This window comes from Collinsella sp. LCP19S3_F2, from assembly GCF_052121015.1.
In the GTDB taxonomy this organism is placed as follows: domain Bacteria; phylum Actinomycetota; class Coriobacteriia; order Coriobacteriales; family Coriobacteriaceae; genus Collinsella.
Genome location: NZ_JBQKFA010000001.1, coordinates 150,291 through 174,267, shown reverse-complemented (window position 1 = coordinate 174,267; position 23,977 = coordinate 150,291). Strand labels below are relative to the sequence as shown.

The 23,977-nt window shown below is 59.7% G+C and carries 18 protein-coding genes; 8 read left to right on the top strand and 10 right to left on the bottom strand.

Annotated features, from left to right (window positions below):
* Positions 1-38 precede the first annotated feature (38 nt).
* From ACTQX9_RS00790 to ACTQX9_RS00775, 4 genes are all read left to right on the top strand, one after another.
* Positions 39-488, top strand: coding sequence for a MarR family winged helix-turn-helix transcriptional regulator (locus tag ACTQX9_RS00790; RefSeq protein ID WP_154514934.1), 450 nt, complete (start codon positions 39-41; stop codon positions 486-488).
* Positions 485-2,851 (top strand): ABC transporter ATP-binding protein, encoded by a 2,367-nt coding sequence (locus tag ACTQX9_RS00785; protein ID WP_441031267.1) that lies wholly within the window; start codon positions 485-487, stop codon positions 2,849-2,851. The genes ACTQX9_RS00790 and ACTQX9_RS00785 overlap by 4 nt, the downstream gene beginning before the upstream one ends.
* Positions 2,851-4,707 (top strand): ABC transporter ATP-binding protein, encoded by a 1,857-nt coding sequence (locus tag ACTQX9_RS00780; RefSeq protein WP_441031269.1) that lies wholly within the window; start codon positions 2,851-2,853, stop codon positions 4,705-4,707. Before ACTQX9_RS00785 ends, ACTQX9_RS00780 begins: the two co-directional genes overlap by 1 nt.
* Positions 4,708-5,011: 304 nt before the next feature.
* A complete protein-coding gene (locus ACTQX9_RS00775) occupies positions 5,012-6,043 on the top strand; it encodes a 3-deoxy-7-phosphoheptulonate synthase (protein WP_427748347.1) in 1,032 nt (343 codons plus the stop codon).
* A gap of 528 nt (positions 6,044-6,571) precedes the next feature.
* On the opposite strand, the gene ACTQX9_RS00770 is transcribed toward ACTQX9_RS00775, so the two are convergent.
* Together ACTQX9_RS00770 and ACTQX9_RS00765 are read right to left on the bottom strand one after the other, a co-directional pair.
* Complete coding sequence (locus tag ACTQX9_RS00770) at positions 6,572-8,773, bottom strand: ABC transporter permease (protein ID WP_441540231.1); 2,202 nt, start codon at positions 8,771-8,773, stop codon at positions 6,572-6,574.
* Positions 8,763-9,548 carry an ABC transporter ATP-binding protein gene (locus ACTQX9_RS00765; RefSeq protein WP_441540230.1) on the bottom strand — a complete coding sequence of 262 codons (786 nt, stop codon included), beginning with the start codon at positions 9,546-9,548 and terminating at the stop codon, positions 8,763-8,765. Before ACTQX9_RS00765 ends, ACTQX9_RS00770 begins: the two co-directional genes overlap by 11 nt.
* Before the next feature lie 262 nt (positions 9,549-9,810).
* On the opposite strand from ACTQX9_RS00765, the gene vsr reads away from it, so the two are divergent.
* Positions 9,811-10,800 carry a DNA mismatch endonuclease Vsr gene (vsr, locus tag ACTQX9_RS00760; RefSeq protein WP_441540229.1) on the top strand — a complete coding sequence of 330 codons (990 nt, stop codon included), beginning with the start codon at positions 9,811-9,813 and terminating at the stop codon, positions 10,798-10,800.
* Between the two features lie 700 nt (positions 10,801-11,500).
* On the opposite strand, the gene ACTQX9_RS00755 is transcribed toward vsr, so the two are convergent.
* Complete coding sequence (locus ACTQX9_RS00755; RefSeq protein ID WP_022095149.1) at positions 11,501-12,358, bottom strand: class II fructose-bisphosphate aldolase; 858 nt, start codon at positions 12,356-12,358, stop codon at positions 11,501-11,503.
* A gap of 334 nt (positions 12,359-12,692) precedes the next feature.
* Here ACTQX9_RS00755 and ACTQX9_RS00750 point away from each other — a divergent pair, with 334 nt between their 5' ends.
* Positions 12,693-13,496, top strand: a complete 804-nt coding sequence (locus tag ACTQX9_RS00750; protein WP_441054961.1) for a DeoR/GlpR family DNA-binding transcription regulator — start codon at positions 12,693-12,695, stop codon at positions 13,494-13,496.
* Between the two features lie 64 nt (positions 13,497-13,560).
* Here the strand turns inward: ACTQX9_RS00750 and ACTQX9_RS00745 are convergent, their stop codons facing one another.
* The gene (locus tag ACTQX9_RS00745; protein ID WP_441540228.1) at positions 13,561-14,721 is read right to left on the bottom strand and encodes an FprA family A-type flavoprotein; all 1,161 of its coding nucleotides are present in this window, start codon (positions 14,719-14,721) and stop codon (positions 13,561-13,563) included.
* A 129-nt stretch (positions 14,722-14,850) separates the two neighbouring features.
* Positions 14,851-15,837 (bottom strand): LacI family DNA-binding transcriptional regulator, encoded by a 987-nt coding sequence (locus ACTQX9_RS00740; RefSeq protein WP_441054969.1) that lies wholly within the window; start codon positions 15,835-15,837, stop codon positions 14,851-14,853.
* A gap of 383 nt (positions 15,838-16,220) precedes the next feature.
* Between ACTQX9_RS00740 and ACTQX9_RS00735 the strand changes: the two genes are divergently transcribed.
* Both ACTQX9_RS00735 and ACTQX9_RS00730 read left to right on the top strand, forming a co-directional pair.
* The gene (locus ACTQX9_RS00735) at positions 16,221-17,426 is read left to right on the top strand and encodes a galactokinase (RefSeq protein ID WP_441054965.1); all 1,206 of its coding nucleotides are present in this window, start codon (positions 16,221-16,223) and stop codon (positions 17,424-17,426) included.
* Positions 17,417-19,045, top strand: coding sequence for a UDP-glucose--hexose-1-phosphate uridylyltransferase (locus ACTQX9_RS00730; RefSeq protein WP_441054967.1), 1,629 nt, complete (start codon positions 17,417-17,419; stop codon positions 19,043-19,045). The genes ACTQX9_RS00735 and ACTQX9_RS00730 overlap by 10 nt, the downstream gene beginning before the upstream one ends.
* 269 nt (positions 19,046-19,314) lie before the next feature.
* On the opposite strand, the gene ACTQX9_RS00725 is transcribed toward ACTQX9_RS00730, so the two are convergent.
* From ACTQX9_RS00725 to ACTQX9_RS00705, 5 genes are all read right to left on the bottom strand, one after another.
* On the bottom strand, positions 19,315-20,250 hold the full coding sequence (locus ACTQX9_RS00725; protein WP_441054109.1) for a hexose kinase: 936 nt from the start codon (positions 20,248-20,250) through the stop codon (positions 19,315-19,317).
* A 56-nt stretch (positions 20,251-20,306) separates the two neighbouring features.
* Positions 20,307-21,188 (bottom strand): aldose 1-epimerase family protein, encoded by an 882-nt coding sequence (locus ACTQX9_RS00720; RefSeq protein WP_427748000.1) that lies wholly within the window; start codon positions 21,186-21,188, stop codon positions 20,307-20,309.
* A gap of 378 nt (positions 21,189-21,566) precedes the next feature.
* The gene (gene lacB, locus ACTQX9_RS00715) at positions 21,567-22,091 is read right to left on the bottom strand and encodes a galactose-6-phosphate isomerase subunit LacB (protein ID WP_196032983.1); all 525 of its coding nucleotides are present in this window, start codon (positions 22,089-22,091) and stop codon (positions 21,567-21,569) included.
* A gap of 63 nt (positions 22,092-22,154) precedes the next feature.
* Positions 22,155-22,583: a galactose-6-phosphate isomerase subunit LacA gene (gene lacA / locus ACTQX9_RS00710; protein ID WP_006234830.1), complete on the bottom strand. Its 429-nt coding sequence runs from the start codon at positions 22,581-22,583 to the stop codon at positions 22,155-22,157.
* A 310-nt stretch (positions 22,584-22,893) separates the two neighbouring features.
* Positions 22,894-23,904 (bottom strand): hypothetical protein, encoded by a 1,011-nt coding sequence (locus ACTQX9_RS00705; protein ID WP_441540227.1) that lies wholly within the window; start codon positions 23,902-23,904, stop codon positions 22,894-22,896.
* Positions 23,905-23,977: the final 73 nt, after the last annotated feature.

The window sequence follows — 23,977 nt, the reverse complement described above, 5'->3', positions numbered from 1 at the left end:
CTTCTACCAAAAATAGTTTCTAGTGTTAGGGGTTTTCGGTGAAAGATACCGATTTCCGTGAACTTGGGCGTCAGCTCCTTACCGAGTTCGGCAGTATGCATCAGCGCATTTCGCGCTTTGCGGACAAAGCCCTCAGTGGTGAGATGGCCGTCATGCGCGCCCTCATGCTCGCTGGCGGTTCGCTCACGCCAAGCGAACTCGCCGATCGTGCCTGGGTCTCGAGCGCCCGCATCGCCAATATCCTGCGCGCTCTCGAAGCCAAAGGCTGGGTCGAGCGCGAGCACTCAAAGACCGACCGTCGTCGCGTACACGTCACGGTGACCGACAAGGGATTCCATGATCTCGAAATCAAGCATCGGGAATTCGAGGACCGCACCGCGGCCTTCCTCGAGCAGCTCGGCGAAACAGATACCCAAGAGATGGTGCGCCTTCTTAGGCGTGCCAACGAAATTATCGACCGCAATCAAGAAAGGAGAGATGCCGAGTGAGGATTCTCAAGCTCTTTAAAAAGCATGTCCTGGCACTGTTCGCAGCTATCGTACTTATCGTAATCAGCTGCAACGCCGATCTGGCGCTGCCTACGTATATGAGCGACATCGTCGACGTGGGCGTGCAGCAAGGCGGTATCGCCTCGCCCGTACCTGACACCATTCGCACCGAATCGCTCGACGACCTCGAACTCTTTATGAGCGATAAGGACGCCAAAGCTGTGGAGGCCGTGTTTAGCAAGGCGGATAATAACGGCATTCGAACGTACAAGGGCACCGAGGAAGAGCGCGCCGACGGCGGCAAGATTGCCGACATCGTGAGCCTGCCCGAGACCGTCGTCCTTTCGTTCAACCAGGGCATTGACGCCAACTCCATGGATGACATGATGGGTTCGTCCAGCGAGAATAACAACAACGCCGCCCAGGCCATGCCCACCCCCGAGCAGATGGCGGCAATGACGCCCGAGCAGCTCGCCGAGATGCAGCAGAAGGCCGCGGCGGCGCAGAACATGCAAAAGCAGATTGATACCGACGGCGGTAAGATCACCATGAAGAGCCTGCGCCTAGGCGTTGAAGGCGGCCTAATCGACCAGGGCAAGCTCGTCGAGGGTGCCAACGATATGGCGGACAAAATGGGCTCCATGTCGGGTTCCATCGTGACCCAACGCGCCGTGAGCTATGTACAAAACGAGTACAAGGCGCAGGGCATCGACCCCGCCGACGTGCAGAACGCCTATCTGGGCCGCATGGCAACCACGATGTTTGGTCTGTGCCTGATCTCGCTCATCGCCACCATCCTGACCGGCGCCGTGGCCTCGCGCACCGCCTGTTCCATCGCACGCGACCTGCGCCGCGAGACCTTCAACAAGGTTATGCACTTCTCGCCGGCCGAGGTGGGCAAGTTTAGCCAGGCCTCGCTCATCACCCGCTGCACCAACGACATTCAGCAGATTCAGATGGCCTCAACCCTGTTTATCCGCATGTGCCTGATGGCCCCCGTCATGGGCATCGTCGCCGTCATGCGCGTCCTGGCCAACCACACCGGCCTGGAATGGACCATCGCTGTGGCCATCATCGCGGTCTCGGCCGTCGTCGGCGTGCTTATGGGCCTCACCATGCCCAAGTTCAAAAAGATGCAGAGCTTTGTGGACCGCGTGAACCTCACCGCCCGCGAGCTGCTCGACGGCCTTATGCCCATCCGCTCGTTCAACCGCGAGGAGCATGAGCTCGAGCGTTTTGACAAGGCTTCGCTCGACCTAATGACCACGCAGCTCTACACCAATCGTGCCATGAGCTTTATGATGCCGCTCATGATGCTCGTCATGAACTGCATCACCGTGCTTATCGTCTGGTTTGGCGCGCAGGGCGTGTCCGATGGCGTGATGCAGGTCGGCAACATGATGGCGTTTATCTCCTACACCATGCAGATCGTCATGGCGTTTATGATCCTCACCATGGTTTCGGTCATCCTGCCCCGCGCCGAGGTCGCAGCCGAGCGCGTGGAAGAGGTCATCACCTGCCCCACGAGCATCAACGACCCCGCCTCGCCCAAACTGCCCGCGGCCAGCGCACCGCGCGGTGAGCTCACCTTCCGCGACGTGAGCTTCCAGTATCCCGATGCCCGCGCCGACGTCATTAGCGGCGTGAACTTCACCACGCATGCCGGTCAGATGCTCGGCATCATTGGTTCCACGGGCTCGGGCAAGTCCACGCTCGTACAGCTGATTCCGCGCTTATACGACGTCACGGGCGGCAGCATTTCGCTCGACGGTATCGACGTGCGCGATATGACCCTTTCCGAGCTTCGCCGCCGCATTGGTTACATCCCGCAGCAGGGGCGTCTGTTCTCGGGCACCGTGGAGAGCAACCTTAAGTTTGCCGGCGACATGGTAAGCGACGAGAACATGCACGAGGCCGCGCGCATCGCCCAAGCCGAGGACTTTATCGCCGAGCGCGAGGGCGGCTACGACTCCCCCATCAGCCAGGGCGGCTCCAATGTCTCGGGCGGTCAGCGCCAGCGTCTGGCCATCGCCCGCGCGTTGGCAAAAAAGCCCGAGGTCCTGGTGTTCGATGACTCGTTTAGCGCCCTCGACTACAAGACCGACGCGCGCCTGCGCGAAGAGCTTGCCAAAAACGTTACCGACGCCGCGCTCGTTGTCGTAGCCCAGCGCATCGCGACCATCATGCACGCCGACCAGATCATCGTGCTCGACGACGGCCACGTGGTGGGCACTGGTACGCACGAGGAGCTGCTGCACAGCTGCCCGGCGTACCTGGAGATCGCACAGTCGCAGCTTTCCGCCGAGGAGCTGGGGCTCACTCAAGAAGAAATTGCAGCCGTTATGGAGGGAGGCGAGCACTAATGGCAGACGAGACCAAGACTCAGATTCCCAAGCCCACCCGCCAGCGCGGTCCCATGGGCCGCATGGGTGGCATGGGCCGCGGCGAGAAGGCCAAGGACTTTAAGGGCGCCATGCGGCAGTTGCTCGGCTATATCGGTCAACACAAGGTTGCCGTGCTTGCCGCCGTCGCCTTTGCCGTGTGCTCGGTCGTCTTTAACATTGTGGGACCCAAGGTGCTCGGCCAGGTTACGACCAAGCTGTTCGAAGGCCTGGTCGCCAAGGTCAACGGTACCGGCGATGTCGACTTTGCCTGGATCGCCAAGACGCTCGGCTTTTTGCTCTGCCTGTATCTGGCAAGCTCTGTTTGCAGCCTCATCCAGGGCTGGCTCATGACCGGCGTCACGCAAAAGATTTGCTACCGCATGCGCAAGGAGATCGCCGCCAAGATTGCCGTCGTGCCGATGAGCTACTTTAACGGACACAGCAAGGGCGATGTGCTCAGCCGCATCACCAACGACGTCGATACGCTGGGTCAGTCGCTCAACCAGAGCGTGACGCAGCTCATCACGTCGGTGACGCAGATTGTCGGCGTGCTCGTCATGATGCTGTCGATCAGCCTGCCGCTTACCGGCGTCACCGTGCTCACACTGCCGGCCGCCGCGATTATCCTGACCGTGATGATTCATTTCTCGCAGCCGTACTTCCGCGAGCAGCAGCAGGTCCTGGGCACCGTCAACGGCATTATCGAGGAGGACTTTGCCGGCCAGAACGTCATTCAGGTGTTCGACCGCGCCGAGGCCTCAATCGAAGAGTTTGACCGTCAAAACGACCGCCTCTTTATTAGTGGCTGGCGCTCGCAGTTCCTGTCGGGCCTGATGATGCCGCTTATGAGCTTGGTGGGCAACATGGGCTACGTGGGCGTCGTCGTGGTGGGCGCACAGCTCGCGCTGACCGGCAATGCCACGCCCGGCGACATCCAGAGCTTTATCCAGTACGTTCGCAACTTTACGCAACCCGTGCAGCAGCTGGGCAACGTGAGCAACACGATGCAGTCTATGGCCGCTGCCACCGAGCGCGTCTTTGAGTTCCTGGCCGCGCCCGAGGAGGAGCAGAAGGCCGACGCGCAGATTCCCGAAAAGCGCCCTGGCCATGTGGAGTTTGACCACGTCAAGTTTGGCTACACGCCCGACAAGACCATCATCCACAACTTTAGCTGCGAGGCACAGCCCGGCCAGACCATCGCCATCGTCGGTCCCACCGGCGCGGGCAAGACCACGCTCATTAAGCTGCTTCAGCGCTTCTACGACGTGGACGGCGGCTCGCTGCGCGTCGATGGCGTCGACGTACGCGATTGGGACCGCGCGGCACTGCGCGGCGAGTTTGCCATGGTGTTGCAGGATACGTGGCTGTTTAACGGCACCATCCGCGAGAACATCCGTTACGGACGCCCCGATGCAAGCGATGCCGAGGTCGAGGCCGCTGCACGCGCTGCACGCTGCGACCACTTTATCCATACGCTCGCCGGCGGTTACAACTTTATGATCAACGAGGAAGGCACCAACCTTTCGCAGGGCCAACGCCAGCTCGTGACCATTGCCCGCGCCATTTTGGCCGACCGCCCGGCGCTGATTTTGGACGAGGCGACATCCAACGTCGATACCCGCACCGAGGAGCTTATTCAGCGCGCCACGGATGCGCTGATGCAGGGCCGCACCAGCTTTGTTATCGCACACCGCCTGTCCACGATCCGCAACGCCGACGTGATCTTGGTAATTCGCGACGGCGACATCGTCGAGAAGGGCACGCACGACGAGCTGCTCGCCCAAGGCGGCTTCTACGCCGACCTGTACAACTCGCAGTTCGACGAAGCGGCGTAAATTCTGCCGCAGGGAACGGATAACACCCGAAAACGGGGGCGCAGGACAACCTGTGCCCCGTTTTTTGTTCTGCGACCCTCAAACCGCCTCCCCTGGGACCAAATCGACGGCCTCTTCCAAGCCGCGTGGCATCATTCCATTCCAGGGCCAGCCAACGTTTGCCCAGATAAAACCTGCCAAAATAAACCTGTCCCTTTTTGGCAGGTTTTGGGGTGACGAGGGCTTGCACTTTAGCGTGCGACAGCGGATAATGCCGAGCATTCGACAATGCACACTTTGTCTTATTTGATTGAGGAGGCCCCGTATGGCCATGGAATTCAAGCGCAGGTTGCCGATCCCCATGGAAATCCGCGAGGAAATGCCGCTTTCCGCCGATCTTACCGCCAAAAAACAGGCATTCGACGCCGAGGTCGCCAAGGTCTTTACCGGCGAGGACGCGCGCAAGGTGCTCATCATCGGCCCGTGCTCTGCCGACCGCGAGGACTCGGTGCTTGAGTACATGAGCCGACTGGCCAAGGTCGCCGAAGAGGTCAAGGACAAACTCATCATCATTCCGCGCGTCTATACCAACAAGCCGCGCACCAAGGGTACTGGCTACAAGGGCCTGCTGCACAACCCCGACCCCGAGGCTCCCGACGACCTGCTCGAGGGCGTCAAGGCCATCCGCCATATGCACCTGCGCGTCATCGAGGAGACCGGTTTCTTTACCGCCGATGAGATGCTCTACCCGTCCAACTACCAGTACCTCGTCGACCTGCTGAGCTACGTCGCCGTGGGCGCGCGCTCGGTCGAGAACCAGGAGCATCGTCTGGTGTCGAGCGGCATTTCGGTGCCTGTGGGCATGAAGAACCCCACCGCCGGTTCCACCACCGTCATGCTCAACTCCATCTACGCCGCCCAGGCACATCAAAGCTTCATCTTCCGCAACTGGGAGGTCGAGTGCGACGGCAATCCGCTCGCGCACGCCGTCATGCGTGGCTACATTGGTCTCGACGGTCGTACCTACCCCAATTACCACTACGAGCATCTGGAGCGTCTGGCCGAGCGCTATACCGAGCATGCCGGCTACGCCAACCCGGCGGCGGTCATCGACTGCAACCACGACAACTCGGGCAAGCGCCCGCTGGAGCAGCACCGTATCTGCAAGGAGGTGCTCGACAGCTGCCGCCGCAACGAGTCCATCTCCAAGCTGGTCAAGGGCTTTATGATCGAATCCTACCTGGAGGACGGCAACCAGTCTGTCGACGGCGGCGTCTTTGGCAAGTCCATCACCGACCCGTGCCTGGGCTGGGAAAAGACCGACTACCTCATCCACGAGATCGCAGAGCGGGTGTAGGTTACGGCGTTTTACCAAACGCCGTAACCGGCCGACGCTGCAAACCCGTACACGCGAGCAATCTGCCTTTCAGCTTCGACGGCATGACCAAAAGGTCAATGCCGCCTCGCTTCAAGGCACATTGCTCGCGTGTACGGGTTTTCGCTGACGTTTTTCGACCTGCATCGTTGCCAAAGCTGGCACTTGGGGACGCTCCTTTTGGGGTAGTCGTTGGGGACGCTCTTGTTTGACTAGTCGTTTAAGAACGTCCCCAACGACTACCCGGGGGAGTTGCCTTCCCTCGCGGCGGTCTTCTAGCAGAAAAACCAAGTGAGTAGGCTTTTTGCAGGAGGCCAAGCACGCCCCAAAACGCCACAGCTCTGACCTGCGGTTTTATTGAGCATTTGTCGCGATGTGCTCGGCAGGTTCAAAAAAGTCTACTCACTTGTATCTGAGACGCACCAGGTTGGAAAAAACCGCCGCGAAAGGGCCCCTTGTCCCTTCGCGGCGGTCATACGCCTCTGATTTTGCGACGATTTTGCCCGCTTGTTATTCGCTGTAGCGGGTGGCTATGGCAGCTCGCACCATTCCGGTGCTCATGAGGTACGTCACCAGGAAGTAGCCACCGTACGCTGCCAGGAAGATCGCGCAAGTGAGGCCCACGGTGCCGCCGATGCTCATATTTCCGAATATGCTCACCAGCTCGATGATCACCTTAAGTGCCACAAAGGAGTGCGCCAGGCCCACTGCCTGCGGGAACAGGAAGAATACCGCTTGCTGCGCCATCACCGAATGGCGAATCTGGCGGTCGTCGCAGCCGATCTGTGCCAGCACACGATAGCTGCGGCTGCCGTCGGCCACGTTGGAGAGTTGCTGGATCGACAGAATCGCCGCGCATGCAACAACCAATACAAAGCCGATGTAGATGGCTAGGTAGCTAATAAGACCGTTCATTTGCGCTGCTTGCGTGTACATCTCGGAGCGTGTGATGAAGATTCCCCACGATCCCGGCTCCTTGCCGTCAACGAGCAGATTGTCGAGCACAGTGTATTCAATGCTCTCGTCTGCCTCGGTCGTATCCATCCCCTGTTTGTAGTTAACGAGCAGGCTACTGGAATACGGCTGCAGATTAAGTTGGGACAACAGCTCGTCGGCAACGACGACGGTACCCGGATTACTGCCCATCGCCGAGTTGGCGATGGCCGCCGTGTCCTCGTCCGACTTATCGGTTGCGGGCTTGAGCGTATGCCCGCCCAAGGTAAGGGCATGGCCGCCAGCCATATACTTGGTGTACAGGTCGACCAGCTCACCGCCCATATCACACGTAAGCAAGTACTGGTCGCGGCCAATGCTCACCGGCTCCTCGCCCATCATCTGGCACAGTTTGTTGTACTGGCTCGCCGGCGTCACAAACAGACCCATCGCATCGGCCTTGCTACCCCCGAACGCCTTGGGAAGCTTTTCGCCCATGGTCTTGCACATCTCACCCGCAGACACCGAAGGACTCGAACCGCCAAGCGGGTAACTCAGATACGAATCGATCTGCACATGCTCACCGGCAACATCGGCGATATTGACCTTCTTGCCGGTCTCGTCGTTGTTGTCCGCCGACTTGTCCTTACCGTGCCATGCGGGGTACAAATCGACCGTTGTATCGGCCAGCACCATGCGATCGGCCTCAGACGGATTGACATACTCCTTGTAGTAGCCGAGCGTATCGGGCGTGTAATAGACATACGTCTGCGACATATCGGCCGGCGTATAGCGCTCCAGATTCTCGTTCATCACGCTGGCAATCGACATGCCGCAAGTCACAGAAGTAATGGCAAGGAACAGAATCATCGCGATGACGCCCATCGAAAAGCACACCGTGTTGACCTTGGCCGCAAGCTGGCGCACGATAAACATGTTGAGGCCGCGCCAATACACGCCGCGCAGGCTCTGCAGCAGCTTGATAAGCATGCCCGAGAGTCCCCAAAACAGGGCAAAGGTACCCACGGTAACCATAGCGGTCGTAATGCCAAACTGGTTCATGGCCTCTTGCAGCTTGCTGTCCGTCGCGGTTAGCGGGAACCCATCACGTAGCAGACGGTAATAGGCCACGCCCACAAGCACCACGCCCACGGCAAAGATGGCAATCGCGATCCAGGGGTTGCGTGTCTTGATGCTCTCGTTGCGACGCTCGGCACCCATAAGCTCGATGAGTTTGGTACGACGCACGGCGCGAAGGTTCAGCAGCAGCGTGAGCACAAACATTACGAGCATGCAGGCAAGGGTCAGGTTGAACGCATGCACCGAGAAAAAGAAGTGGAAATTGGCGATCTGTGTCTTAAAGAGCGAGGCCGTAAAGAACGTCATGAGCTGGGAGAGTCCCACACCCAGCACAATGCCGGCGACAAAGGCCACAACCGATACTATCACCGTCTCGAGCGCCATGATCGTGGCGACGCGCCCGCGCCCCATACCGAGCACCTGGTACAGGCCAAACTCCTTCTTGCGCCGTTTCATGATGAAGTTATTGGCATACACCATCAAAAAGGCCATGACACCGGCCAAAAAGTACGTCAGGTAGCCGAGCATGCTGCCCATAACCTGCGCCAAGCCCTCTTCATCGATTCCGGCGATGTCGACCTGCATCGAGATGGTGTTAAAGGCATAGAAGACCGTGACGCCCAGGGTGAGCGTCAAAAGGTAGACGAGGTAGTCGCGGCCGGCGCGGCGGACGTTGCCCCAAGCGAGTTTACAGAGCATCGGAGCCCTCACCGCCCATCATGGCAACGACCTCCATAATGCGGTCGAAGAACTCGCGGCGGTCGGTGTCTCCGCGGCGCAGCTCGGTGAAGATCTTGCCGTCGCGAATAAACAGCACACGGCTCGTGTAGCTGGCGGCAAAGCTGTCGTGCGTGACCATGAGCACGGTGGCGCGCAGGCGGCGGTTAAGGGCCTCCAGGCTCTCGAGCAGCAGGCGAGCGCTCTTGGAATCGAGAGCGCCGGTGGGCTCGTCGGCCATGATCATGGTGGGGTCGGTGACGAGCGCGCGAGCCGCGGCAACGCGCTGCTGCTGACCGCCGGACATCTGGTAGGGATACTTGTCGAGCACCTGACTGATGGACAGGCGCGCTGCAACATCCTGCACGCGGGTCGAGATCTCTGCCGAGTTTGTGCGGGCGATGGTGAGCGGCAGGGCGATGTTCTCGCGTGCCGTGAGCGTATCGAGCAGGTTGGAGTCCTGAAAGATAAAGCCAAGCTCCTCGCGGCGGAACTGCGAAAGCTTAGCCTGCTTCATGTGCGTCACGTCCTGGCCGTTGATGCGGATCGTGCCACTTGTGGCACTATCGATGGTCGACACGCAGTTGAGCAACGTCGACTTGCCCGAGCCCGAAGCGCCCATGATGCCAACGAATTCGCCGCGGTTGACGGTAAAGCTGACGTCGTTGAGCGCGCGGGTCACGTTGCCCAGCGCTCCGTATACCTTTTCGAGATGCACGACTTCCAGTACCGGGGTCGCCATGTGCGTGGTTTGCATACCGAGTCCTTTCTTGCGATTAGTCTACGGCATCTATAGTCGCAAGAAGCCGAGTCGGCTACCATCGATATCGCTTACGCTTGCCTTACCGTTGCGTAAGGTAGGGGTAGTCTTTTTGGGACGGGGCTTTTTTAGCTACCCTATCCGCAGCCTTCGAAGCATGAGGCCGCATTTGACATAGGGTAGCTAAAAAAGCCCCGTCCCAAAAAGACTACCCAAATGAGCTACCCTGCCACGTGTCGATGTTGAGAGAGGACTCCTGTTGAAGACTGTTCATGTTGCCGCTGGGATCATTCGCAAGGAAGGATCCGATGAGCTGCTTGCCGTGCAGCGCGGCTACGGCGACATGCGGGGACTTTGGGAGTTCCCCGGTGGCAAGCTCATGCGCGGCGAGACGCCCGAGGACGCCGTACGCCGCGAGCTCATGGAAGAGCTGCAGGTCAAAGTCACCAACCTGCGCGATTTCTATACCGTTGAGTATGACTACCCCGATTTTCATCTCTCCATGGAGTGCTACTACTGCTCGCTCGCCGATGAATCCGATGAGCCCCAGAAGCACGACCGCCAGCTCGATATCCGCTGGATTCCGCGCACCTCGCTTGCTACGGTGGAATGGATGCCCGCCGACAAAGGGCTTATCGATGCTCTGATTGAGTTGAAGGAAGATCGGCTTGAGGCCAACGGCGCCGCCGATGACGCCACGCCCAACACGGCCGACAAACCCGCCACCAAGCCCAAGCGCGCACCTAAGCGCCGCAGCAAAAAGCGTCCCAAACCAGGTCTGCTCGACGGCATCGATACCTCGGACCTCTCCGCTGACGAGCGCGAACTGGTGCGCCGTCGCGCCGCTATAAAAAAGTCCATGAAGGGCAACAAGCGCGCCAACACCAAACCCGAGCTGCTCGTTCGCCAGCGCCTGCGGGCAGCGGGCCTTACGGGATACCGTCTGGAATGGAAGGTACCCGGCAAGCCCGACATCGCCTTTCCCGGGCGCAAGATCGCCATTTTCGTCAACGGCTGCTTTTGGCATCGCTGCCCTAAGTGCAATCCGAGCCAGCCCAAGCGCAATGTTGAGTTTTGGGAGGCAAAGTTTCGCCGCAACGTCGAGCGCGACCGAGCCGCCATCGACGCGCTTACTCAAATGGGCTGGACGCCCATCACCGTCTGGGAATGTGAGCTCAAGAAAGACCGCATCGACGCCACCATGGAAAAGGTCATCGAACAGGTACGCGCCGCCGCACCGCAGCGCTAACAGCGATCAGCCACACGCTCCGCACGTCCGCGCCACATCCGAGCCGCAAACCTTAGAAAGCCCTTAAGCTCAAAACCTTTCAAGAGTGTTATTCGTTACCTTTGACCTGCAGTTTCACTGTTATAACAAACCTGATTAAGCCTTTCTTTAGTGCTTCTTTGCAGCAGCCGCGGCATAATACTGCCAACGAACGGGACCTAGCAGCACACCCCGTGCGCAACCTTTTGGTGGACATCGAGGAGGCCGCATAAGCATGCATTCTTCCAATGACGCAGCGCAGCAGCCATCCCTAAAACATGCAGACCTTTTCTCCTTCCCCCCGACACAGAGAAACGGCCTCCTCGACTCCCCCACCACAAAAGCCAAACGCTCAACCGATCAGAATCTCAACTTGCGAATATCCTTCGATAAGCTCCAAGCATCCCTAAACAAGTCATTCCCAAACCAAGCCCGGGCATACTAACCCCCACCAACAAAGAAGCCCTAACGCCCCACCAATTTCCGCCCCAACGCCACAAGGGCGATCGAGCAGGGCCGTCCGGAAACGGAAAAGGGCCTATCTCTCAGAACATTCCGCAGGACGGAGGAAGCCCCGCAGCGCGTAGCGCGCAGCGGGGCTTCCGACATGTCCGAGGACGTTCTGAGAGATAGGCCCTTTTCCGTTTCCGGACGGCCCGGTGGGATCAGAGTACCCTTGTTGTTACTCTGCTTTGCCCACAGAGTTGAGGTTGGTCATGCGGATCTTAACCAGCTCGGTGATCTCACGCATGCCCTCCTTGGCCGGCTTCTTGGGATCGAAGCAGGCGGGGTTCTCGGCCATGTAGGCCATGAAGCCCTTGGTGTAGGCCTGACGCAGCTCGGTAGCGTAGTTAACCTTGCAGATGCCGTTCTTCACAGCCTCGGCAACCTGCTCATCGGGCACACCGGAAGTGCCGTGCAGAACCAGCGGCACGTCGACGGCGTCGCGGATGGCCTTGACCACGGACTGCTCGATGTGCGGATCGCTCGTGTACACGCCGTGGCTGGTGCCAACGCCAATGGCCAGCGAGGTGCAGCCGGTGCGCTCGACGAACTCCTTGGCCTCGGCAGGATCGGTGTAGGGGCTCTCGCCCTCAACCGCGGGACCGTCGTCCTCCTTGCCGCCAACCTTGCCGAGCTCGGCCTCGACGGGCACGCCCATGGCGCGGCCAGCGTCGGCGACGGACTTGGTCAGGGCAATGTTGTCCTCAAAGGACTCGTGCGAGCCGTCGATCATGACGGAGGTGTAGCCCGTGCGGAAAGCCTGCATGCAGCGGTCATAGCCATCGCCGTGATCGAGGTGCAGAGCGACGGGCACGGAAGCGCGCTCGGCAGCGGCCTTCACCATGCCGTAGAAGTAGTCCAGACCAGCGGTCTTGATGGTGCCCGGGGTGGTCTGCATGATGACGGGGGACTTGGTCTCCTCGGCAGCGGCCAGAACGGCCATAACAAACTCGAGGTTCTCGACGTTGAACGCGCCGACGGCGTAGTGACCGGCCTGAGCGTCCTTGAGCATCTTTTCGGTGGTAACAAGTGCCATGAGCGTTTGCTCCTCTCCCTCGCCCGCATCTGGACATCGGGCGTAGTTGTTCACAAGGCGTTTTACCTTACGTTTTACTGCGCTCATTGTATGAAATTCAGCGGCTTTGCACGTGCGAGATATTGAGTCCATGCAGGCCAATACAGTCGTTTTTGAAAAGTAAACGGAAGGAATCGGAACCGAGTGGGCGTGTTCGATATTGAATTTTGAGCGTTTAGCGTCTTTCTTTTATAGAAAAGATAAGTAATCGAAAGGTGTTTTCTTACTCAAAAAGAAAATGAACGAAAATAGAGTCAACACAATTCCTGCAAATATAGCCGAGAATGGAGCAAACATGGCCCAAGCTACCAACCGTGCTTTTGCTGACGAGCGCCGTACCGCCATTATGGAAATACTCGAGCATAACGCCTCGGTGCAGGTAGCAGAAATCGCCCAGACCTTTGGTGTGTCCTCCGTCACCGCCCGCGCCGACCTAGACGCGCTCGCCGAAGCAGGCAAGCTGCGTCGCACACATGGTGGTGCCGTATCGCTCCACAAACGCCTGACCGTCTCCACGCAAGATCGCCGCATCAATGTCAACGTCGCCGCCAAGCAGGCCATCGCGCAAAGCGCCATCGAGCTCGTTAATGACGGCGACACGCTGCTCGTCGACTCGGGCACCACGGCGCTCGAATTCGTCCGGCTCCTCGATCAGCGCGACGGCATCACCGTTATCACGGCCGACATTACCATCGCCGATTATATTGACGAGAGCATGCCCTCGGTCGATGTCGTCATGCTGGGCGGGGCACTGCGCAAAGGCCATCGCTATCTGTACGGCCCACTTACCATGCAGGCGCTCCAAATGGTCCACGCCGACCTTGCCGTCATGTGTCCTGGCGCTTTTGTTCCCGGCTGCGGCTTTACGACCGACTTTCCGCAGATGGCCGAGACCAAAGCGGCTATGGTCGGTGCCACCCGTCAAAGCGTCGCCCTCATGGATGCCAGTAAGGTCAACGGACGCGGCATGTACCGTTTTGCCGAGCTTGCCGACGTCGACATCATCGTGATGGACAGCGACCCCGACGCCGCCGTCGCCACCTCAATCGCCGAGGCCGCCGACAGCGCACGTCCAGCCCTCATCATCGCCGGCGCTTAAACAAAAACCACCACAAAGGGCCTGTCCCTTTGTGGTGGTTTTGCCCGTTAAAAGCGAAATATCGCTACTTGGAAAGCTCGTCGGCGAGGGCCTCGATCTGGGCGCGCGATGTGTCGTTGAGCGATCCCAGCACGGTCACCTTGTTCTCCGCCAGGGTGATGTCCTTCATGCCCTCGAGCTCCTTGGTCATAACCTTGGCAGCGGCGGGCGCCCAGGAACCGGCCTCGACGAGCGCCACGGTGCGGTTCTGGTAGGCATGCTCGGCAAGCGTGTGGATAAAGGTGCTCATGAACGGGAAGATCTCGCCCTGATAGGTGATAGAGGCGAGCACCAGGCGGTCATAGCGGAACGCATCCTCAACGGCCTCGGCCATGTCGTCGCGAGCCAGGTCAAAGACGGAAACCTTCTGGCCGCGAGCCTCGAGCGCTGCGGCGAGCTCCTCGACAGCGGCCTTCAGATGGCCGTAGACACTCGCATAGGCAATCGTGATGCCCTCGTCCTCGGGCTGATAGCTCGACCAGGTGTTGTAGGTGTCGAGGTAATAGCCCAGATTCTCGGTAAGGACAGGACCGTGGAGCGGGCAGATGATCTGGATATCCAGATCAGCAGCCTTTTTGAGCACGGCCTGCACGAACTTGCCAAACTTTCCCACGATGCCAAAGTAGTAGCGGCGAGCCTCGCAGGCCCAGCCCTCGGGATCCTCGATGTCGTTGGCGCCAAACTTGCCAAAGCCGTCGGCGCTAAAGAGCACCTTGTCGGTGGCCTCATAGGAGAAGAGCACCTCGGGCCAGTGAACATTGGGGGCGCCGATAAAGGTCAGGCTGTGGCCGCCCAGGTCGAGCACATCGCCCTCTTTGACAACCATTTTGCGCTCGGGGAAGTCGGTGCCAAAGTAGTTGACCATCATGCGGAAAGCACCCATGCTGGCCACAATCTGCGCCTGGGGATAGCGCTCCATAAAGGCGGCGATACCGGCGGAGTGATCAGGCTCCATATGATGGATGACCAGGTAGTCGGGCGTACGGCCATCGAGCGCGGCCTCGAGGTTGCCGAGCCACTCGCCGACAAAACCACCGTCGACCGAATCGGCAACAGCGATTTTATCGCCCAAGATAACGTAGCTGTTGTATGCCATACCGTTCTCGGACACATCGTACTGGCCCTCGAACAGGTCAATGTCGTGATCGTCGACGCCAATGTAGCGGATATCCTTGGTGATCTCCATCAGGCAAAGCCTCCTAGATAGACAAAATAACTTGTCTATCATAGCACTTGGCAGCATTCCAACTGTTATCTGCCGGCATCCTTACCGATTGTTATTGAAATACGATAAATCGCCGTTTACCTGCGTAAACTATGAGCATGGCATCGCCGTGCTATGTCGAATAATGAGCTGGCCGGGAATACGGATAGCAACGGTTTTGCCCGCCGTACCCGCCTCGGGAACCGCGTGCTCAAACACCTCGCGTCCACGCTGATGTAAATCGAACCGAACGGTCGTGAGCTCGTTATGCGCGACAAAGTCGTCGAGCGAATCGTCGACGCCCACCACGCTTACGTCCTCGGGCACGCGCAGGCCGCTATCACGCAGCGCGGCAATCGCGCCATTTGCCATCTGGTCGTTTGCCGCATAGATCGCCGTCATGGTGCGATCGTGCTCGGCCAGGTACCTGCCGGCATCGTAGCCGCTGTTGGCAGACCAGTCGCCCTCGAGCGGCGCCTGCGGCTTAATGTGCTTATGCTCGAGCGCATCCTGCCAGCCGGCGCGACGAAATTGCTCGTCGACCGAGAACGACGGGCCGCCAATATAGCGAATTTGCTCGTGCCCCAGCTCAAACAGATGATCCATAAGCAAGAGCGAGCAGCCGTAATGGTCGGAATCGACCGTGGTCACGCGCGGATGCGCGTACATGGTAACAATAACCGTGCCAATGCCCGGCAGCGGATCAAACGTCTCAAAATCGGGCGCCATGCGGCTCATGCCGATGATGATGCCGTCCACCGGCAGCGCAGCCATACGACGCGTGGCCTCGGCAAGCGAAAACTCCTCGGTCTTGGACATCTCGACCAGCGTGATGGCGCAATTATGCTCGCGAGCAGCGCTGGCGATGCCGTCGATCATTGAGAGGTTGCCAAACTTGGTGATATCGTTGACGCACAGACCGACCGAATGGTAACGGCCGTCGCGCAGCGAGCGGCCGGCATAACTCGGACGAAAACCGAGCTCTTGCATAGCGGCCTGCACGCGCTGGCGCGTCTGCTCGTTAACGTTGGGCAAGCCGTTGGCGACGCGCGAAACCGTCTGCTGCGAAACACCGGCAGCGCGGGCGACGTCGGCCATGGAGACCGGACGCGTACCTGTATCGTTGGACGAGTGCCTTGCCACAGAACCACCTTCACCTTTGCGAAATCTGAATAGCGTGCATGCCGACCCAGGCAGAAACACACCCCGCGCCGAAGCCCGCTATCGTCGGACGCATGTTAACGTACTCTACTTTTTCTATCTGCATCTCTTCTGCTTTATAAGTCCATACGGCGGTACCGTTCACGGCTGTAATTCTACCGGCTACCGGATTCTCAAAAAGTGACAAGCGATGTGTTATGAGTACGTTAACATAGCCCGTAACGTGCGGCATCGTGAACACTTGGTTCATGCCGCTTCAAGTTGTTAACGTACTCATAGCGACGCAAAACTCACCCGTGCGCGCCAAGGAAAGGACTCCCATGACCACCCCCGACGAAAAGACACTCACCATGCTCACCAGGCTGTTTGAGGAGGAGTTTGGACCCATCGGCGACCGCCAGGTGCTCTACGTGCACGCACCCGGGCGTTCCGAGATCAGCGGCAATCACACCGATCACGAGGGCGGCCATGTTATCGCCGGCTCGCTCGATGTCGCCGTTGACGGTATCGCCGTGGCGACCGACTCCAACAAGATCCGCGTCGCCGACGAGGGCTATCCTACCTTTGAGATCACGCTCGATACGCTAGATGTTCAGGAGCCCGAGAAGGGCACGTCCGCGAGCCTCGTCCGCGGCATGGCCCACGAAATCGCTGCTCTGGGCGTTGAGCCCCAGGGCTTCGACTTCGCCTTCACCTGCTCCGTCCCCTCGGGCGGCGGCCTTTCCAGCTCTGCCGCCGTCGAGGCGGCGTACGGTCGTGCCATGGAGACGCTCTGGGGCGCACCCGCCATCGAGCCCGTCGCGCTCGCCCAGATGAGCCAGCGCACCGAGAACAACTACTATGGCAAGCCCTGCGGTCTTATGGACCAGGCCGCCGTTTGCTTGGGCGGCCTCGCCTACATGGACTTTGAGGACCAGGCTCAGCCTAAAACCCAGAAGCTCGAACTCAACTTTGAGGATCACGGCTATGCGCTCGTGCTCGTTAAGGTTGGCGCCGACCATGTGGCAGCTACCGACGACTACGCCGCCGTTCCGCGCGAGATGCAGGACATCGCCGCCGAGCTTGGCAAGACACGCCTGTGCGAGGTAAACGTGGCGGATTTTGACGCCAAGCTCCCTGAGCTACGCGCCAAGCTGGGCGACCGTGCCTGCCTGCGCGCCGTTCACTACTGGTACGAGAACGGCCTGGTCGATAAGCGCTGGGCAGCCCTTAGCGCCGGCGACATCGACCAGTTCCTGGTCCTGACGCGCGAGTCCGGTGCCAGCTCCGCCATGTACCTGCAGAATGTCGTCGCCAAACTGGGCTCCGAGCAACCTTCCATGTATGCCTTGGCGCTGGCCGAGCATGTGCTCGACGGCCGCGGCGCCGTCCGCATCCACGGTGGCGGCTTTGGTGGCACCATCCAGGCCTTCGTGCCGCTCGACCTGGTCGACACCTTCATCACCAAGATGAACGGCTGGCTGGGCGAGGGCTCTGCCCGCCACTACGCAATTTCTGACAAGGGGGCTTACGCGGCATGGCTGTAATGACTGATGTGCGCGAGGCCGCGCAGGGCCTGATTGAGTATGCCATCCATCGATCCATGATCGGACAGGATGACCGCATCTGGGCCTACAACACCATTCTCGAGTGCATCGGCGCCACGGGTCCCGCGCTCGACATGGCTTGGGCGATGCAGAACGAGAAGCTCTCGCTCTTGCACCCCGATATGCTCCCCAATTTTGACCTGGAGGGCACGCTTGCCGCGCTTTCCGAGGACGCCGTTGCCAACGGCGCTGCCGAGGACACGGCGTCGGGCCGCGACCGCATCGCCATGCGCATCATGGGCGCGCTCATGCCGAGGCCTTCGGTTGTAAACGAGGAGTTCAACGGACGCATGGGCGTCAACGAGCCCCGCGCCGCGACCGACTGGTTCTATGGTCTGTGCTGTGACGCCGGTTACGTGCGCCGCGCCGCCATCGCGCGCAATATCAAATGGAGTACCCCCACCAACTGGGGCGACCTGGAAATCACCATTAACCTGTCGAAGCCCGAGAAGGACCCGCGCGACATTGCCGCGGCCGGCGCCGCAAAGAACACGGGCGAGAAGTATCCCGCCTGTCAACTGTGCATCGAGAACGAGGGCTACCCTGGACGCTCCGCCGCAGCCGACGGCGGCGCCCATCCCGCTCGCCAGAACCTGCGCGTCATACCCATCCAGCTCAACGGCGAGCGCTGGGGCTTCCAGTACAGCCCGTACGCGTACTTTAACGAGCACTGCATTGCTATGAGCTCCGAGCATCGCCCGATGCACGTCGACCGTAAGGGACTGACCTGCCTGCTCGATTTTGTGGACCTGTTCCCGCACTACTTTATTGGCTCCAACGCCGACCTGCCCATCGTGGGCGGCTCGATTCTGTCGCACGACCACTTCCAGGGCGGCGCGCACGAGTTCCCCATGATGCATGCCGCCGAGGTCTCGCAGTTTAACGTGCCCGGCTTTGACCAGGTCAGCGGCACCGTGTTGCAGTGGCCGCTTTCGGTGCTGAGACTGCGCTCGCACGACCGCGCCCAGCTGCTCGACGCCGCCGAGAAGATTATCCTCGCCTGGCGCGAGTGGACCGATGAGTCTGTGGGCGTCATCGCACACACGGCCGACGGCGTGGCCCACAACACCGTGACGCCCGTCATCCGCCGCGTCGACTCTCGCGGCAATGCCGGCGGCGCGATCTACGAGGCCTACCTAGCGCTTCGCTGCAACATCACAACCGACGAGCATCCGCTGGGCGTATTTCACCCGCATGCCGAGTACCACCACATCAAGAAAGAGAACATCGGCCTGATCGAGGTCATGGGCCTGGCCATTTTGCCGCCGCGCCTGGTTCCCGAGCTTGGCGCTGTCCGCGAGCACCTGCTGGCGGCCAAGGTCGATGCCAGCTACGATCTTGCCAGCGCGCTCGAGGGCGACGACCTTTGCCGCAGCCACGCCGCATGGGCCGAGGACGTCTTTGCCCGTCGCGCCGACGAGCTTACGGCGGATAGCGCCATCGATATCCTGCACGAGGAGGTCGGCATGGTGTTTGGCCACGTGCTCGACAACGCCGGCGTCTTTAAATGGGACGAGGCCGGTCGCGCCGCCCAGCAGCGCTTTATCGACTCGCTGTAATGATCCCTTGGGAACGGAGGAAAACGGATCATTTCGTCTTCAAGACAACGGCGCCCGCCGGCAACATCGCCGGCGGGCGCCGTTTTTGGTGCAAGGGCAGCTAATTTGGGACGGGGCTATTTTGACTACTTTGCATCTAGAAGTAGTCAAAATAGCCCCGTCCCAAATTAGCTGCCTCTCATGAGAGTGGAAAATCTCCCACTCTAAGCCCGCTTGCGAGCCCAAAATGGGAGATTATCCACTCTCGTTTTGTTCGGTACGCCGTAACTCTAAAGTTCGGTTACCTCTACGCTGTTGTAGACCTCGTCCCAGCGGTCCATGACCAGGTGGCCGGTCTTGGGATCCATGGCGTTGAGCTTGCCGCAGGTATTGGCGGTCTTGAGCACCGTGACGTCGTCGGCACCAGCAGCAATGGCATGCGCAAAACCGGCGATGGTCGAGTCACCGGAACCCGTCGCGTTCACAGCCGCAATCGCGGGCGTCTTGGCGCGGAACGCGCGGCCCTCATGGAAGCCCACCGAACCGGCAGCGCCCATCGAAACGACGACCCAGGGGATACCGGCAAAACGGTCATCGGCGGCTAGCGCCTCGCGCAGGGCATCGACATCATCGGTCGTAAAGGACGTACCCAGCAGGCCGTTAATCTCGGTCAGGTTGGGCTTTACGAGCTCGGGCTTAGCTTCGGACTCCAGCGCGGCCTCCAGCGATGCACCCGAGGTGTCGAGTAGCACCTTGGCGCCCGCCTCCTCGGCGATCTTGACGAGCTCGGCATAGTAGCCGGCATCGACGCCGCGCGGCAGCGAGCCCGAAAGCGTCACAACGTCCGCCTTCGCTGCAAGCTCGGCGAACTTGGCCGTAAAGGCCTCGAGCTCGGCCGGGGCGATCTGCGGGCCGCTCTCCAGCAGCTCGGTCTGATTACCCTCGTGCAGAATATTCAGGCAAATGCGCGTCTCGCCGGCAATGGGCACAAAGTCGTTCTTGACGCCGTCGGCATCCATGAGCTCGGCCATATAGGCACCCATGTGACCGCCAAGCAGGCCAGTCGCGAGCACGTCGTCGCCCAGCTGCAGCAGCACACGGCTCACGTTGAGGCCCTTGCCGCCAGCGGTCTTTTCGGGCGTCACGCGGTTAACATCGTCGATGACCAGCTTATCGATCTGATAGCGCGTATCAATCGACGGGTTCATGGTAACAGTCAGAATCATATTGAACTCCTGTTTCCGGGGCACGACACGCGCGACCCCAAACATACGATAGCTCGTTAAAGGATCTCGATCTCAAAGCCGCGGGTGACGGTCTCCCCCGGCTTGGCCACCAGGCAGCCGCGCTTGTGCTCCAGAATATCGTCCTCGTCGGAGCAGGTGGACAGGCCGCCCCACGGTTCCACGGCCACAAAGTCACCCTCGGGCTTGCTCCACACAATCAGGTACGGCATATCGGGGAACGTCAGGCGCACGCCCTTGTCCTCGGTCTTCTTGGTCAGCGTAACCACGCGGCTCTCGAGCACGTCAAAGATGGTCTCCGCGAAGTCAAAGAGTTCGTGGGTCAGCGGCAGGTCATGGCCAACCATCGGGTTCTTGCTGCGATGCTCAACATCAATCAGGCCCGTCGAGGGAACGGCAGTGCAGAGGTCGGTGGCCTCACGCTGCTCAAAACGAAGCTCGTAGTCGTCATAGGACTCGCCCTCGTCGAGCGGGCACTTAAAGCCGGGGTGACCGCCCACAAAGAACGGCATGTCCTCGGTGCCCTCATTGGTCACCTCGTACGACACGGCAACCTTTTCCGAATCGATCGTGTAACGAGCAACGATCTTAAACGGATACGGGTACTGCTCGAGCAACTCGGCATGGTCGGCAGAGCTTAAGCTCAGCGCAACCATGTTGTCGCTCTGTTCCTCGAGCTTCCACTCCTGCTTGCGCGCAAAGCCGTGGCGGGCGAGCTTTACCTCGCGGCCGCCCATGGTCATTGCGTGGCCGTCACGAAGGCCACCGCAGATCGGGAAGCAAATGGGGGCCTGGCCCGACCAGACTGCCGGATCACCCTGCCACAGGTACTCACGGCCGTTGGCCGCAATAGAAGTGAACGACCCGCCCGCCGTGCTCAGTGCCACGCGGATAGAACCGTTATCAAGAACAAACTCCATAGGAGCCTTCCCTTTCTTACGACAGCCCACCAAGTCAATAGGGCTGATAGAAAACCGGCCCGCGCCCCCTCACAGAAACGCGAGCCGTCAATTGAAAAGCTGCAGAATGCCGGGTACCGCCAAGAGCGAAGCACTCAAGCCAAGCAAGCAAACGTGTTATCGGAGCAGCTCGCCGAACCAGAACGCTTCGCAACAACAGCGGTAACCCCACAGGTACCCCCAACGTCAGCGAGCGGCGATCAGGTGCCCCAGGTCGCCGCGAAAGAGGAGCGACGCGTACTTCATGTACGCGAGCGACGGTTTGAGCGACGAGATGGGGTGCCTGAACGCCGCGCAGCGTCGACCCGTTACGCGGTTTGGTAAAACCGCGTAACCCAATTAGTCGTGGTATTCGCCGCGGTCCCACTTCTCAAGGAACTCATCAAAGAAGTGCGGGTCAGTCTGAGCCTCGGCGTCGGCCTTATTGCAAGCATCGATCTTGGCGATCAGGGCATCGTGCTCGGGGGTCTTCTCGTAAGGCTCCTCCAGGAAGGCAAGCATGATGTCGGCCATCAGGAACTCGCCGGTGATCTTGCCACCAAAGCCCACGATGTTGGCGTTGAGCTCACGACGGGCATACAGGGCAGAGGTCATGTCGCGAACCAGGGCGCAGCGGGCGCCGGGAACCTTGTTGACGGCGTTGGTGATGCCAATGCCGGTGCCGCACAGGGCCACGCCAAAGTCGGCCTTGCCGCTGGCAACAGCCTCGCCCACGGCCTTGCCGTAGATGGGATAGTGCGTACGGGTGTGGCTGTAGGTGCCGCAGTCGAGCACCTTGTAGCCAGCCTGCTCCAGGCGGTCGGCCAGATAGATCTTCTCGTCCGTAACGATATGGTCGCAACCGATTGCGATGGTCTTCTTCATCAGAACGTCCTTTCGTCTGAATTCACAAGTTGAGGTAGAAGTTCGAGTTCTCGGTGGCTCTCGTTAGGCCATCTTGTTGAGCATGTCGACACGGATCTGGTGACGGCCGCCGGCGTACTGTGCACGCAGGAACTCGCGGGCGATCTTCTTGGCGACCTCGGTGCCCACAACGCCCGGGCCCATGGTGACCATGCGTGAGCCGTTGTGCTCGCGGGTCATGTAGGCGGAACGCTCGTCGGAAATGTTAGCGACGACCATGCCCTTGATCTTGACGGCGGCCATATAGGAGCCGACACCGTACTTATCGAATGCGAAGCCCTGGGAATCCTTGTGCTCCAGCAGGTCCTTGGCAACGGCGGTAGCGGAATCGACAAAGTCCGCGGCAGGGGTCTCGGAATAGTCGACGACCTCGTGACCATCGGCGATGAGCATCTCCTTGATGGACTCCTTCATCGACATGCCGTCGGCATCGGAAGCGATTACAACCCTCATGACATCCTCCTTGAGAGATACGCAGGTGCGTTGTTTCTGTTTGGAAGTGTTGAATCTCGTTCAGGTCCGGGCATCTGAATGTGCGATTCTTCACTGTTCATGTTTATTTGAACACATTCGAACAGTAACTGCAACAACTATTTGTTTATCTTTGTTCTTTTTTGAACAAATACCGTTCACGGATGATTGCTGACCGTTTGGACCGGGCGCGGGCGTAGCGACCATGTGTTCAACAAACAAAAGGGCGGCCGAGAACGTGTCTCGGCCGCCCTTCGGCGGTATTCCCCGGTATATACGGCAGCTTTAGCTACTAGGACTGGCCGCCCTTCTTGGCATGCTTGGACGGAGTGCCCAGAAAGCGGCCCGTCAAATAATTCGTCGGCCCGGAAATATCAATCCCCAGCAGTGTGTGCCCCAGCCACAAAAACGCCGCGAGCACCAGCAATGGGATAACGCACGAGGTCACTATCATCACGATGACACCTTCGATCAGATCGGTCACCTGCCGCACAATCTCATCGGTCATCTGCTTGGCGCCGCTGGTCACCGTCGTGACGAGACCCGAGGCACCGTCGGCAAGCTGTTCAAGCACGTTCTTGGACTCTGCGGACTCGGTCTTTTTCTTGTTTGCTTTGGAGCTATCGCTATCTGCCGCACTCGCAGCGTCAGTCGCCTTTTGCTCGGCCGCCTCGATGCTCACTCGATACGTTTCATCAACCTTCTGCGACACCCATACGCTCGCGGGCACCAACACCATGCTAATTATGGCGACCACCAGCACACGCGTTGCCACGCGACGAATGACCGTGCTCGTGCTCCAGCGTCCGTGAATGCCAAGCGACGCTGCAAAGAGCACCAGCGCAAACGGGATCAGGATGCCCAGGCCAACCGACCACAAAATCGTGAGTAAATATTTCTCTAGGTATAGCACGGCAAGCACGATACCAAGATTACCCGAAAGCTGTGCGAGCTGCTCGGCAACCGGCGTTCCCGTATCGCCCGGCAGCGCAGTGATACCCGCAGATAGGGCGACGCACGAGGTCGTGAGCGCCAATACATTGCCCTTCTTTTGATCGATGACCTCGATGGTAGAGTCCCAAGTCTTGGTATCGGCAAAATGCGGACGAGCCACAAACCCCGACAGCAGCGCCAGTGCCACGAGCGCAACGATGAGGCCAATCTGCAGTTTTTTGTTTGCGCACACGACATCGGATAGGCTGGGCTGCAGCTCGGTCACCGTTGTTTGCTCGGTTATCTGGACAGGACGCCCATGAGCCATCTCGCTCGCGTCTCTCTTTTGAATCGATCCGTTGTCCGGCATTTGGATACCTCCTCATTCCGGCCTGTATTGCGGATGGAAGTATACCCACCCAGCGAAAAACCGAACGGCAAGA

Bases quoted from the DNA above. Each gene is read 5' to 3' on its own strand.
- ACTQX9_RS00780 (WP_441031269.1), top strand. From the start codon at position 2,851: ATGGCAGACGAGACCAAGACTCAGATTCCCAAGCCCACCCGCCAGCGC.
- ACTQX9_RS00775 (WP_427748347.1), top strand. From the start codon at position 5,012: ATGGCCATGGAATTCAAGCGCAGGTTGCCGATCCCCATGGAAATCCGC.
- ACTQX9_RS00770 (WP_441540231.1), bottom strand. From the start codon at position 8,773: ATGCTCTGTAAACTCGCTTGGGGCAACGTCCGCCGCGCCGGCCGCGAC.
- ACTQX9_RS00765 (WP_441540230.1), bottom strand. From the start codon at position 9,548: ATGCAAACCACGCACATGGCGACCCCGGTACTGGAAGTCGTGCATCTC.
- ACTQX9_RS00755 (WP_022095149.1), bottom strand. From the start codon at position 12,358: ATGGCACTTGTTACCACCGAAAAGATGCTCAAGGACGCTCAGGCCGGT.
- ACTQX9_RS00750 (WP_441054961.1), top strand. From the start codon at position 12,693: ATGGCCCAAGCTACCAACCGTGCTTTTGCTGACGAGCGCCGTACCGCC.
- ACTQX9_RS00745 (WP_441540228.1), bottom strand. From the start codon at position 14,721: ATGGAGATCACCAAGGATATCCGCTACATTGGCGTCGACGATCACGAC.
- ACTQX9_RS00740 (WP_441054969.1), bottom strand. From the start codon at position 15,837: ATGGCCGACGTCGCCCGCGCTGCCGGTGTTTCGCAGCAGACGGTTTCG.
- ACTQX9_RS00735 (WP_441054965.1), top strand. From the start codon at position 16,221: ATGACCACCCCCGACGAAAAGACACTCACCATGCTCACCAGGCTGTTT.
- ACTQX9_RS00730 (WP_441054967.1), top strand. From the start codon at position 17,417: ATGGCTGTAATGACTGATGTGCGCGAGGCCGCGCAGGGCCTGATTGAG.
- ACTQX9_RS00725 (WP_441054109.1), bottom strand. From the start codon at position 20,250: ATGATTCTGACTGTTACCATGAACCCGTCGATTGATACGCGCTATCAG.
- ACTQX9_RS00720 (WP_427748000.1), bottom strand. From the start codon at position 21,188: ATGGAGTTTGTTCTTGATAACGGTTCTATCCGCGTGGCACTGAGCACG.
- lacB (WP_196032983.1), bottom strand. From the start codon at position 22,091: ATGAAGAAGACCATCGCAATCGGTTGCGACCATATCGTTACGGACGAG.
- lacA (WP_006234830.1), bottom strand. From the start codon at position 22,583: ATGAGGGTTGTAATCGCTTCCGATGCCGACGGCATGTCGATGAAGGAG.
- ACTQX9_RS00705 (WP_441540227.1), bottom strand. From the start codon at position 23,904: ATGCCGGACAACGGATCGATTCAAAAGAGAGACGCGAGCGAGATGGCT.